Here is a 12,480-nt window from a genome sequence, read left to right as displayed (position 1 = left end):
ACGGCTGGGCGACGCGTCCCGCCGCCCAGCCGTGATGTTAACCCCGCCCGTTATGCCCTGTCTCCGGCCATCGGTCCCAAGGCGGGCTCGACGCTGCGGCCGAGCTTGACCACCACGCCGAGGGCGAGCAGGGCGACCGCCGCGCCGCCGGTCATGGTGATCGCCATCGCGGGGCCGTCGTTGCCGAGGAGCCCGACCAGCGGCGCGATCAGCGCGCCGAGGCCGAACTGCCCGGCGCCGAGCAGCGCGGCAGCCGTCCCGGCGGCCTCGCCGTGCCGGGACAGCGCGAGCGCTGGGGCGTTCGGCAGCACGAAGCCCATCGCGCCCAGCACCAGCCACAGCGGCACGATGAACCCGAACAGTCCGCCCGTCCCGGTGGTGGTCAGGGCCGTTAGCACCAGTCCGGCGGCGGTCGCCGCGATCAGCGCGCCGGTGACGATCTGCTTGGGCGTGTACCGGTTGAGCAGCACGACGTTGAACTGCGACGCCCCGATGAGCGCCACCGCGCCGACGCCGAAGACCAGGCCGAACGCCTGCTGGTTGAGGCCGAACTGCTCCTGCAGCACGAACGACGAGCCGGAGATGTAGGAGAACAGCGCCGACATCGCCAGCGCCGCCACGATCGCCAGCAGCACGAAGTCGCGGTCGGTCAGCAGGGACCGGTAGGTGCGCAGCACCGGGCGGAACTCCGCGGTCTGGCGGCGCTCCGGCGGCAGCGTCTCCTTCAGCGCGAAGATGGCGACGACCAGCAGGATCGCACCCAGGATCGCCAGCGCGCCGAACACGCCGCGCCACGAGCCGGCCAGCAGGATGGCGCCGCCCAGCGTCGGCGCGAGGATCGGTGCCACGCCCATCACCAGCATCAGCCGGGACAGGGCGGTGGCCGCCGCGCGCCCGCTGAACAGGTCGCGCACCACGGCCATCGCGACGACCATAGTCGCGGCCGCGCCGACGCCCTGCAGCGCGCGCAGCGTGCCCAGCACCGCGACGTTCGGCGCGAAGAGGCACGCCATCGACGCCAGGATGTGCACGGCGGTGCCCGCGATCAGCGGAGTCCGCCGGCCGACGATGTCGGAGAACGGGCCGATCAGCAGCTGGCCCAGGCCGAGCCCGAGCAGCGTGCCGGTGAGGGTCAGCTGCACGGCGGATGCGGAGGCCTGCAGGTCGTTGCCGATCGCTGGCAGCGCCGGCAGGTACATGTCGATGGTCAGGGGGCCGAGGGCGATGAGCGCCCCCAGCACGAGGATCACCCGGAACCGCTCGAATCCGGTTGGCTCACCGGCCACCGGTTGCGCACGGTGTGCCTCCGGTGGGCTGTGCACCGCAACGTTGTCCATCGTTACCTTTCGAATTCACCGCGGGTGGACTTGGGAAATCTGACTCGGGCTTCAGCGATCGGGGCGATCTCTTTGTTCCCGGTGCCGCGACGAATTCGCTGTGATGCGGGCTACATCGGCCGCGATCGGCCGGAAATCCGTTGAGCAGCGCCGGATTTCGACCGATTTATCTTAACGTTGCTAAATATCCATTGTGGACTGAAGTGGTGTTCGGGAAATGTCAACTGAATTTCCCGGTTCGAAACGGTGTCGCAACACCGGGTCGATCACCCGCCACTTCTCCCTCGGCGCCAGGACGTCCGGCCGCTGGCGATGAGATCCCGCCGCTCGCGCTCGCCCAGGCCGCCCCAGACGCCGTATGGCTCGCGGGCCTTCAGCGCATGGGCTCGGCACTGCTGCATGACCGGGCACTTCCGGCAGATGCTCTTCGCCCGGCGCTCGCGGTTGTCGCGGGCGTTGCCGCGCTCGTTCTCCGGGTGGAAGAACCGGCTCACGTTGACGTCGCGGCAGGCCGCTTGGAGCTGCCAGTGCCAGGCTTCGGTGACCGGTTTGGGCAACCGAGCTGTTGCGGTCACTGCTACCACCTCCGGTGATCTTGCGTTGGCGGGCACCCAGTCGCCTTACCCGCCGTGGTGCCCCGGTACACCTGCTGCCGCGAAACGAACCGGGGTTGATCGAGCAAGATTCACTTGTTGGGCCGCGCGCTCGGCCAACGGGTCGGGTGTCCACAGCGGACAGTGCTCGTCGATCCGGCCGCCCCGCTACCGGCCGGGGGTACCCTTTAGCCCGGACCGGCGGCGATGGGAGCGGAGATGCACGGATACACCCAGGACAAGGACAACTACCTGAAGCGCTTGGCGCGCATCGAGGGGCAGGTCCGCGGGTTGGCCCGGATGATCGAGGAGGACAAGTACTGCATCGACATCCTGACCCAGATCTCCGCGGCCACCAAGGGCCTGCAGGCGGTGTCCCTGCGGCTGCTCGACGAGCACCTCAAGCACTGCGTCGCCGAGGCGCTGTCCGAGGGTGGGAAGAACGCCGACGAGAAGGTGCGCGAGGCCAGCGAGGCGATCGCGCGGCTGGTCAAGTCCTGACCTGCGCCGGCGCCGTGCCGAAGTCGAGTGGTTGAGGGGCACCCGCGACCTGGATCGCGGGTGCCCCTCGCTCAGGAGCTGGTCAGCCCTGGGAGAGCAGGCCCCGCATGGTTTCGATCTCGGCTCGCTGGGTGTCGATGATCTGCTGTGCCATCTGCTTCGCCGCCGGGAACTGTCCGCTGGCGAGCTCGGTCTGCGACATGGCGACCGCGCCCTCGTGGTGCTTGATCATCAATGTCAGGAACTGCCGGTCGAACTCCGCGCCGCGAGCCTGTTCGAGCTGCTGCATCTCGGTGTCCGACATCATGCCGTCCATGTGGCCGTGCCCGACGGCGCCGTGGTCCATGCCGGGCATGGACGCCGGGGCGCCCCAGTCTCGCAGCCAGCCGGTGAGCGTCTGGATCTCCGGGCCCTGCGCGGCCTCGATCTGCCGAGCCAGGTTCTTGACCTCCTCGGACTGGGCCCGCTCCGGCGCCAGCCGGGACATCTCGATCGCCTGCTCGTGGTGCGGGATCATGCCCTGCGCGAACGTGACGTCGGCCGCGTTGTTCGCCGCCTGCTGGGTGGCGCCGGGCTGGCTCGCGCTGGTCGGTGCCCCGTGGCCGGGCATGTTGCTCATGTCGTCACCCCCGCCGCAACCGGCCAGGACGGCCGCTGCTGCGACCGCGCCGATGGCGGCGGTGAGCACGCGCGTGCGTTTCATGTGTTGTCCTCGTCTTTCGTGAGCTGAATCGGGCATGCGGAAGCAGGCCACGGGTTCCGTGGCCGCTTGGCTGCCGATCAGCGCCGAAGCACGCATAACACCGCTAACCGCCGGGGTACCGGGGTGGGCGGTCGGAAGTGGGTGAACGCCGTTATCGCGAGCGGCTTCGGGGACTCGGCCAAGGCGCTGGCGATGCGGTGCAGGAGGGGGAGCAGGAGCGCGATGAACCCGGCGGCGATCGCCAGGCACAGGTGCAGCAGGCCGTGGTCCGGCGCTGCGGGTGGTTCGCCGTGCCCCGCCGGCATCCCGGCGTGGTGCATGGCGACCGCAGCGGGCGGGTGGGACTCGTGGTGCTGCGCGGGCACGTGGTGCATCAGCACCACGCCGAGCGCGAGGACCACCAGGAGTCCCCACCGCACGAGCCTCGAACGCGCTTGCACGACACCGACCATACCGGGGCTGGGTTCAGGACTTGACGAGCCGGGCAATCGCGTCGCTGGCCTCGCGGATCTTCTCGTCGGCCTGCCCGCCGCCCTCGGCCACCGCCTCGGACACGCAGTGCTTGAGGTGCTCGTCCAGCAGGCCGAGGGCCACCGCCTGCAGGGCCTTGGTCGTCGCCGAGACCTGGGTCAGCACGTCGATGCAATACTCGTCGTTGTCGATCATCCGCGCCAGGCCGCGCACCTGGCCCTCGATGCGGCGCAGTCGCTTGGCGTAGTCGTCCTTGTTCTGGGTGTAGCCGTGCATCGCGGCCTCCTCGGGTACTCCGGCAACACCTCCGTTATACCCCCAGGGGGTAATGCGGGCAAGGTGGCCTCAGAGGAAGCCGTCCGGCCTGACCGGCTCCTTCGCGGACTCCGGGGCGTTGCGCTCGGTGCGCCGCAGCCACAGCACGCCGCCGAGCTGCACCAGCGCGGCGGCGCCGGTCAGCACTGCCGCGATGACCGAGAACGACGGCCAGTCGTAGATGATGCCCAGCACCACGGCGGCGACGAAGAAAAGTGCCGTGCGCACCAGCAGCACGGTGAGCCGACTCTTGTTGATCACTCCGGGCACCTTCCTGCAGACGTTCGCCACCGCGAGTGTAGGCGGCGCGAACCGCCAGCCGCGCTCCGCGCCAGATCAAGAAGTGCCTGCTGAGCCCGATGAACGACGTCGATGGCGGGTGGTTCACCCGGTGGTTGCGCCTCCCGCTACCGTGATCAGCGGACGTCTGGTGCGGCGGAGGTGGATAGAGGTTGCGTTTCCGCGGATTCCGCGGGAGATGTTCGTCTTCACTACCACCGAACGCGCCGACCTGCACACCGCCGCGCTTTACGCGTTCGGCGAAGCCAATGAGCGGCTTGAAACCGCGCTGACCTTCGACGACGTGCACACCAGGCTGAGGTCGGTCGGCTGGTTCGAGCCGGTCTCAGACGAGGAATTCGATGCCACGTTGTCCCGGCTGCGGCAGTGGGGCCTGGTCGATGTGGTGCAGAACCACGCCGCGCACTACACCACCGCCGAGGATTACGAGCGCAAGAACCTCCAGTACCTGCTCACCAAGCGCGGCGAGGCAGCGTTCGAAGGCGTTCAGCATGCGCTAACCGTCCTCGCTTCGAGCGGGGCGTTGCAGACCGCCGTGCTGGACGCGATCGCGGAGCGGCTCGGGGAGTTGCACAGCCTTATGACCGCAGCGGTCTCGTCCGATCGCCGCATCTACACCACGCTGATGGAGCTGGAAGGTCACCTCGACGCGCTGCGCACCAACACCAAGCAGTTCAACGGCGAACTGCAGCGGCTGCTGCGCGCGGATCAGCCGGACATGGCGACCTTCCAGGAAGTCAAGAGCGCCACCGTCGGGTATCTGCAGGAGTTCGTGACGAACCTGGACCAGCGGCGCCACACCATCCGGGAGGCAGTCGGCCTGGTCGAGGCGCTGGGCGTCGATGCGCTGCACCGACGCGCGGTGTTGGGCGCCGAGCTGCCGAAGCTCAACGCCTCGGATCCCGCAGCGGAATGGTTGCGGCACCGCGTCGCGAAATGGGCCGGGCTGCGCGGCTGGTTCCGGCCCGTCGATGGTGCCTCGCCACGGGTGGATGAACTGCAGGACATTGCCCGGCGCGCGATCGTGCAGCTGCTGCGCGCACTGGACCGGATGAGCGATGTGCGCCGCCGATCCACCAGCGCAGCGGCCGACTTCCGCGCCCTGGCGAAGTGGTTCGCCGCCAGCGGCAGCGAAGCCGAGGCGCACCGGTTGTTCAACGCCGCATTCGGGATGTGGCCGGCCCGGCATGCGCACCTCGCGCACGAGGACGGCGAGCTGATCTCCAGCGCCGAAAGCTGGGCGCAGGCACCTCCGGTGCCGATCTCGCCGCTGCTGCGCAACAGCGGCCGCACCGAGCGGATCGCCCGCACCGGCAAGGTCCGCGACGTCGACGAGGTGCGTCGGCTCCGGCGCGAGCAGGCCCGGCAGGAGCGCGCCGAGCTGGAGGCCGCCTGGCAGCAGCTGGCCACCCCGGGCCCGATGCGGCTGTCCGGGATAGGCGAGTTGGACCACGACAGCTTCCACCGGCTGCTGGAGTTGATCGGCCGCGCCGTGGCCGCCAGCGAGGACAGCACCGACGTTCGGCGGGCGATGACCTCCGACGGGCGCGTGGAGATCCTGCTGCGCAGCCCGCACGACGAGGCCACGGCCACGGTGCGGACGCCGCGCGGGGTGTTCAACGGGCCGGACTTCGTCATCGACATCCGCACCACCGGCTCGCGGTCGCGGGCCGAGGAGGCTCAATGAGCAACCTCAACAACCAGCTGGTCAGGCAGGAAACCGAGGAAGTCGCCCGGGGCATCCGGCTGCTGCTGGCCAAGCCGCTGCTCACCGCCGCCGCCGACGACGATGGTTTCGAGCTGGTGCGCCGTCGGCGCGATCCGATCGTGAAGTGGTTCGACTACTACTGCGGCTGGCGAGCGCATGTCGAGCCCCGGCTCGGCTACGCGCGGCTCAGCAAGGTCACCGACCACCCGGATCCGAGCCGCCCCGCGCGCAGGCTGCGCTCCTCGCGGGCGCCGTTCGACCGCCGCCGCTACACGCTGCTGTGCGTCGCCGCAGCGGAACTGCTGGCCGCCCCGGTGACCACGATCGGGCTGCTCGCGGACCGGATGGTGCAGGCCACCGCCGCAGAGCCGGAACTGCCGACGTTCGACCCCACTCGCCGCGACGAGCGATCGGCCTACGTGGACTCTTTGAAGTGGCTGGAGCGCTGCGGGGCGATCCGCCCGGTGGACGGAAGCACCGAAAGCTACCTGGACCACGCCGACGCCAAGGTGCTGTACCAGATCGACACCACGCTGCTGGTGCGGTTGCTGGCCGCACCGGTGCCACCGTCCAGATTGGACGAACAGGAAGTCGCTGCGCTGCTGGCCGAAAGCCGCTACGGCGACGCGTCGAACCCGGACGCGGCCGTGTCTGACAACCAGCGCAACCTGTGGTTGCGGCACTCGGTCATGCGCCGGCTGGTCGACGATCCGGTGGTGTACCGGGCGGACCTGACACCCGCGCAGCTCGGCTACCTCGCCTCGCCAACCGGTCGGCGAATCATCGCCCGCGGCATCCAGCAGGCCGGGTGCACCCTCGAGGAACGCTCCGACGGCTACCTGGTGATCGACCCAGACACGATCGCCACCGACACCAAGTTCCCGGACGACGGCTCACACCCCAAGGTCGCGGCGCTGCTGCTGCTGGACAAGCTCAACGAGGCCGAAGACTGGCTGCCGGCCGGCCAACTGGTGTTCGCCGCCACCGAACTGCTTGACCGATTCCGCTCCTGGGGCAAGGCATATCGATCCGACGGAGGCGCGCAGCGGCTCGCCCACGACGCGGTGGAGATTCTCTGCGCCTTCGGCCTGGCCGAGCGGCGCGATGACGGCGCGACCTGCGCGCGACCGGCGGCGGCCCGCTACGCCGTCGAGCGCATCCGGACCGACGAAGCAGGACACCGATGACCGTCACCGAACTCAACGCCAACCGCGATCAGCAGCAGCGCTGGCGGCCGACCCGCGCCGGGATCGTCAACATCTGGCGTTACTACGGGGAAACCTTCGAGTTCCACCGGGGGAGACTGCTGCTGCGCGGCCCCAACGGCACCGGCAAGTCCAAGGCGCTCGAACTGCTGCTGCCGTACTTGTTCGACGCCAGCCTGCGGCCGCACCGGCTGTCCACGTTCGGCAGCGGCGACCGGACGATGCACTGGAACCTGATGGGGGAGGGCAACACCGGCAGCACCCGGGTCGGCTACGTGTGGCTGGAATTCGGCCGCGTCATCGACGGCGAACCGGCCTGGTTCGGTTGCGGTGCCCGGCTGCAGGCAACCGCCAACACCAAGAACGTGACATCCACGTACTTCACCACCGCGCGACGCATCGGCTTGCCGGGTGGCGTGCGACTGGTCAACGACGCAGGCAGGCCGCTGATCAAGAACGATCTCGTGGCCGAGATCGGGGACACCGGCGAGGTGTACGGCTCGCCGGCCGACTACCGACGCGCGGTCCGGCAGACGCTCTTCCCCGGCGTGAGCGAACAGCGCTACGACGCGTTGATCACCGCGCTGCTGCAGCTGCGCACGCCGAAATTGTCCGAGCGGCTGGACCCCAGTGTGCTGTCCACGCTGCTCTCCAAGGCCCTGCCGCCACTGGACCACACCGACATCGCCGAAATCGCCGAAGGATTCGAACGCCTCGACCGACAGCGCGAAGAACTCAAAGCAATCGACGACGAGGTGATCGAGGCCGGAAAACTCGCCGTCCGGCAGAAGACCTACGCCCAGCGGGTCCTGCGGTCCACGGCGGCCGGACTGATCACCGCCACGTCGAAGATGACCGAGGTCACCCGCGCGGCCCGGGAAAGCCGCGAAGAACACACCAAAGCGCAGGCCGAACTCGCGACGGTGACCGAGCGGGACAAGAACCTCGCAGCGGAGAAGAGCCGGACCGACACCCGCATCGAAGGGATCGTCGACTCGCCCGCCTACCGAGAAGGCAGCCGACTGCCCCAACTGCGGCAGTCCGTAGCGGCGGCCGAGCGCCACGCCGCCGAGGCCGCCAGGCACGCGGCGAACCTGCATGAGCAGGCCGAGCGGGATGCCGAACGAGCGGCGGAGCTCGCTCGCGCGGCGCAGCAGGCCGAGCAGGAGACGGACCGGAGGGCCAGCGACGCCCGGCAAGCCTCGGAGCGAGTCAGCATGCCAGCGGTGTTCGAGGAGATCGCGCGAAGCGCGGACACCGCGAGCGGCCGAAGGCTGCTGCGAGCCGCCGTGGACAGCAAGGGGGAGCAAGTCACGCAGGTGCGGCGCGCAGCGAGCGCGCACCGCGCAGCGGTGGAGCGCCGCAGCACCGCGGAGCGGTGGGAGGAGGCGACGCGTGAGCAGCTCGCCGTGGCGGAAAGAGCCGCGGCAGCGGCTCGGCAGGCGCGGCAGCGGCGGTTCGAAGAGCTGGCGGCGGAGCTCGCGCGATGGGCGAAGGCGTGCCGGCAGCTGGAGATGCGCGAACCCGACCGGCTCGCCGAACTGGTTACCGACCGCGCTGCCGTGCTCGGGATCGTTCGCGACGCAGAGACCGTTGTGCGCGAACGCTTTTCCAGCACTGAGACCGAGCTGCGCGCCACCCGGGACGGGCTGTTGGCCGAGATAACCGGGCACGCGGCGGAGCGCGGCGAGCTGGAGCGGCACGTTGATCGCCCACCGCCCGCTCCGCGCACTCGCGACATGGATCGGGCGAGCGCCGACGGCGCTTCGCTGTGGCGACTGCTGGAGTTCCGATCGGAGGTGCCGGAGGATGTGCGCACTGCCGTGGAGGCCGGGTTGGAGGCCGCCGGGCTGCTCGACGCCTGGGTGCTGCCCAAGGGCACGCTCAGCGCTCCTGACCGGGACACCTTCGCCGAGACGCTGTTCTCGGTGGCCGCGCCCGGCCGTTCCCTGGCCGATCTGCTCGTCGTGGACGAGAACTCCCCAGTAGGCGCGGACCGCGTCCACCGGCTGCTGGCCGGGATCGCCTTCGGTGACACCGCACCGAACCACCCCGCGGCCATCGGCGGCGACGGCACCTGGCGGCTGGCCAGCGCGCACGGTCGCTGGCACAAGCCGGAAGCGGAGTACATCGGCGCGGCCGCCCGGGAACGCGCCCGCCGTCGACGCATCGCGGAGCTGGACGAGCTGATCGAGGTCCTTCGGGACAGCGTCGACGACGTCGGCGACCGGCTGCGGAGCGTCACGCAGCAACGCGAAGCGCTCGCCGCGGAGCTCGCGCAGCGGCCCGGCTTCGACGGAGTCGATGCCGCAGCGGACGAGCTCGCCAAGGCAGAACTGCTCTGGGCGGACCGCGCCGACGCGGTATCGGCCGCCGAGCATGACCGGCAGTCCCGGGAGGCAGAAGTCGCGGCGGCGTGGCAAGAGCTGGTCAGCGAAGCAGCCACGCACGGCTTGCCGACCGCCGAGGACAAGCTCGACGACGTCGACGCCGCGGTCCGGAACCTGCGTGCAGCAGCCGACCATTGGCTGGACATCCGCGCTGAGTCCCGCACTGCGGCAGACCGGGCGCGGGACGCGAGGCATCGGGCGGACGAGACCTCGGGCAACGCCGCAGCAGCGCAGGAAACCGCCGACGAGCGAGGCCAGGAAGCCGAGAACGCCGCGATCAAGCTGCGTACCATTGAGGAATCGGTCGGCACCGAGTTCCGGAAGCTGGACGAAGACCTCGCCGGGCTCCGGGGCCGGAGCTCGGAGATCGCCGTGGAGCAGCAGCGGTTGCGCGAATCCGAACGGCGGTTGGTCGAGCAGATCGGTGCGCTGGCCGAACGACAGCGCGAAGATGAGTCAAGGATGGCAGCTGCGACCGGGGCGCGGGACGGCGCAGAGGAGCGGTTCCGCGAACAGGTCGCGGGGTGCCTGCCGGAAGACGCGCGCGTCGAGCTCGACCCCGGGCCGCTCAACGGCAAGCGGTCCACGCTGGACGCGGCGCGCAAACTCGCCGAGCAGCTGTCCGGCGTGCTCCACGAGCCGAAGAACGTGCGCGAGGCTGAAGGACGGCTTGCCCAGGCCGTGCACGACGCCCAGCCGTTGCTGGTCGGCCGCGCCGATCTGGAACTAGAGCAGGGCGAGGAGATCAGCCTGTTCACCGCGACGGTGGACGGCGTGCGGCACGGCGCTGTGGCGCTGCTCAAGCTGCTGCGGGCCGACCAGGAGCGCACCGCCGAGCAGATCACCGCCGCCGAACGGGAGCTGTTCGACCAGACGTTGACCGGGGACACCCGGCGGCACATCGCCGAACGCATCCGGACCGCGAACGAGCTCGTCGACACCATGAACCACCGGCTGGAACGCGTGCGCACCGCCTCCAACGTGCGCGTCCGCCTGGTCTGGCAGGTCGATCCGCAGCTGCCGGCCGGTACCCGGGAGGCGCGCGAGCTACTGCTGCGCAACCCGGCGACGTTGGCGGAGCCGGAACGCGATGCGCTGCACCGGTTCTTCCGCGAGCGGGTGGACGAGGCTCGATCCGCCGACACCGCGACGGGCTGGGAGCAGCAACTGCTCCAGGTGCTGGATTACACGGCGTGGCACCAGTTCGTGGTGAAGGTGGAGCGTGGCCGGGGCGACGGTTGGCAGCCGGTCACCAAGCGCCTGCACGGCGCGCTCAGTGGCGGGGAGAAGGCGATCGTGCTGCACCTGCCGCTGTTCGCGGCGGCTGCCGCGCACTACCAGTCCACGCCGGTCGCGCCGAGGCTGATCCTGCTGGACGAGGTGTTCGTCGGGGTCGACAGCACCAACCGCGGACAACTCCTGGAGCTGCTGGTGGGCTTCGACCTGGACCTGGTGCTGACGTCCGACCACGAGTGGTGCGACTACCAGGAGCTGACCGGCATTGCCATCCACCAGCTCGTCACCAGCACCGACGACGACGCGGTGACGACCGTCCGGTTCACCTGGGACGGCCACGAGCTGCGCGCCGACGACGAGGAGCGGCTCGATGGCTGATGCGCGGGCCCGCTACGACATCCCGGAACTCGCGCCGCTGTGGCGTGCGCTGTGGGAACGGCTCTCCTCGGGCCGAGCAGTCAGCAGCGTGCGGTTGCGCGGTCTGGCTCCGGACCAGCGCGCCGCGCTCGCCGACCTCCTCGGGCTCGACCGGCTGCCGGAAGCGGATGCGTCAGCGTCGTTGCGGGTGTTGGACGAGGCGCTTGGATCGGCCATCGGGTTGACGGCTCGGGAAGTCGTCGAACTCGTTGTCGGCCGATTGGAGAACCGGGCGGAAATGCGGCTCGCGGCAACCCGCGCCCGGGCCGAGCTCTGGGCGTGGCTCGACGAGCATCCTGTCGTGCGCGCCGAGCCCGCGTTGGCCGGATGGGCGACCGGAATCAGGCGTGGTGGCTTGATCGACGGATCGACGGACAAGACCCGGGAGGTGGTCGCGCAAAGCCTTGTCCGTGCTGGTGGCGTTGCCTTCTGACGGACGCCCACTGTCCACATTGGCTGGTGATGTCTGCGATGACACGCACGCGCTCGACGACGGAACCCGGGCGTCCGCCCTGGTCCTCAAGGCGTTGGCGGCGATCCACGACGAGGACCCGCCGCAGAACGCTGAGGAACGACGAGCGTGCTGGGAGCGCGCGGGAGTCGAGTGCGACGCGCTGTCCACCTCCGTGCTCACCGCCGGTTTCCGGCCCGGCGGAACCGATCCGCTCTCGGCCACGCTGCGAACGTGGACCGACGCGGGTCACGCGGCGGTCGTGACGCTGGCCCAGCTCCGCGACTACGGCCCGCCGCGGGGCGCGACGGTGGTGCACGCGGTGGAGAACCCCTCGATAGTCGCGATGGCGACCGCCCGCTTCGGGCCGAGTTGCCCCGCGCTCGTCACGACGTCGGGCTGGCCGAACAGCGCTGTCACGCACCTGCTGCGCCAGTTGACCGAATCGGGCGCGCAGGTGCGCTATCACGGCGACTTTGACGGCGAAGGTCTCCGCATCGCAGCGCACGTCATCGCCCGCACCGGTGCGCAACCGTGGGCCATGTTGGCGGCTGACTACCTCGCGGCGGTTCGCCCCGGACGCCCGGAGCCCGGCAACATCACCGACGTCCCCTGGGATCCGGCACTGTCGACAGCCCTGCGCGAGCACCGCGCAACGGTGTCGGAAGAACACGTCGCCGAACAGCTCCTGGCAGATCTGGCCGCGTTCTGCGGGCTGGCCAGGCCCCGCGCGTACTTCGGGCCAGCAGACCAAAGCACGCACGGGCCACTGCCGGGCTAGACGAGTAAGTCTGAATACGGTCAGTGATCGTAGGCGGTGAGTGAGCGAGTGACTGGCTGGCCGGTGCGGAAG

General features: G+C 70.0%; 10 protein-coding genes and 1 pseudogene. 5 read left to right on the top strand and 6 right to left on the bottom strand.

Annotated features, from left to right (window positions below):
* Window positions 1–50: 50 nt before the first annotated feature.
* The gene (locus tag SSPN_RS45710) at window positions 51–1,337 is read right to left on the bottom strand and encodes a multidrug effflux MFS transporter (RefSeq protein ID WP_010310438.1); all 1,287 of its coding nucleotides are present in this window, start codon (window positions 1,335–1,337) and stop codon (window positions 51–53) included.
* 266 nt (window positions 1,338–1,603) lie between these two features.
* Window positions 1,604–1,912 (bottom strand): WhiB family transcriptional regulator, encoded by a 309-nt coding sequence (locus SSPN_RS0125155; RefSeq protein WP_010310436.1) that lies wholly within the window; start codon window positions 1,910–1,912, stop codon window positions 1,604–1,606.
* A gap of 237 nt (window positions 1,913–2,149) precedes the next feature.
* On the opposite strand from SSPN_RS0125155, the gene SSPN_RS0125150 reads away from it, so the two are divergent.
* A complete protein-coding gene (locus SSPN_RS0125150) occupies window positions 2,150–2,431 on the top strand; it encodes a metal-sensitive transcriptional regulator (protein ID WP_010310435.1) in 282 nt (93 codons plus the stop codon).
* An 82-nt stretch (window positions 2,432–2,513) separates the two neighbouring features.
* On the opposite strand, the gene SSPN_RS0125145 is transcribed toward SSPN_RS0125150, so the two are convergent.
* From SSPN_RS0125145 to SSPN_RS45700, 4 genes are all read right to left on the bottom strand, one after another.
* Complete coding sequence (locus tag SSPN_RS0125145) at window positions 2,514–3,134, bottom strand: DUF305 domain-containing protein (RefSeq protein ID WP_010310434.1); 621 nt, start codon at window positions 3,132–3,134, stop codon at window positions 2,514–2,516.
* Window positions 3,135–3,211: 77 nt separating this feature from the next.
* Window positions 3,212–3,553 carry a hypothetical protein gene (locus SSPN_RS45705; protein WP_143539721.1) on the bottom strand — a complete coding sequence of 114 codons (342 nt, stop codon included), beginning with the start codon at window positions 3,551–3,553 and terminating at the stop codon, window positions 3,212–3,214.
* A gap of 46 nt (window positions 3,554–3,599) precedes the next feature.
* Entirely contained in the window at window positions 3,600–3,881 is a 282-nt protein-coding gene (locus SSPN_RS0125135; RefSeq protein ID WP_010310432.1) for a metal-sensitive transcriptional regulator, read from the bottom strand.
* A gap of 69 nt (window positions 3,882–3,950) precedes the next feature.
* Window positions 3,951–4,181, bottom strand: a complete 231-nt coding sequence (locus SSPN_RS45700; protein WP_010310430.1) for a hypothetical protein — start codon at window positions 4,179–4,181, stop codon at window positions 3,951–3,953.
* Window positions 4,182–4,398: 217 nt separating this feature from the next.
* On the opposite strand from SSPN_RS45700, the gene SSPN_RS0125125 reads away from it, so the two are divergent.
* The 4 genes and pseudogenes from SSPN_RS0125125 (at window position 4,399) to SSPN_RS62915 (ending at window position 12,408) form a co-directional block, all read left to right on the top strand.
* Window positions 4,399–5,907: a TIGR02677 family protein gene (locus SSPN_RS0125125; protein ID WP_010310429.1), complete on the top strand. Its 1,509-nt coding sequence runs from the start codon at window positions 4,399–4,401 to the stop codon at window positions 5,905–5,907.
* Window positions 5,904–7,115 (top strand): TIGR02678 family protein, encoded by a 1,212-nt coding sequence (locus SSPN_RS0125120; protein WP_010310428.1) that lies wholly within the window; start codon window positions 5,904–5,906, stop codon window positions 7,113–7,115. The genes SSPN_RS0125125 and SSPN_RS0125120 overlap by 4 nt, the downstream gene beginning before the upstream one ends.
* Window positions 7,112–11,137 (top strand): TIGR02680 family protein, encoded by a 4,026-nt coding sequence (locus tag SSPN_RS0125115; protein ID WP_010310426.1) that lies wholly within the window; start codon window positions 7,112–7,114, stop codon window positions 11,135–11,137. Before SSPN_RS0125120 ends, SSPN_RS0125115 begins: the two co-directional genes overlap by 4 nt.
* A pseudogene (locus tag SSPN_RS62915) lies at window positions 11,130–12,408 on the top strand (TIGR02679 family protein). Before SSPN_RS0125115 ends, SSPN_RS62915 begins: the two are co-directional and overlap by 8 nt.
* The last annotated feature ends 72 nt before the right edge of the window (window positions 12,409–12,480 follow it).

Origin of the sequence: Saccharopolyspora spinosa NRRL 18395 (assembly GCF_000194155.1) — a bacterium.
GTDB lineage: Bacteria > Actinomycetota > Actinomycetes > Mycobacteriales > Pseudonocardiaceae > Saccharopolyspora > Saccharopolyspora spinosa.
This window is presented reverse-complemented; position numbering and strand designations above follow the sequence as displayed.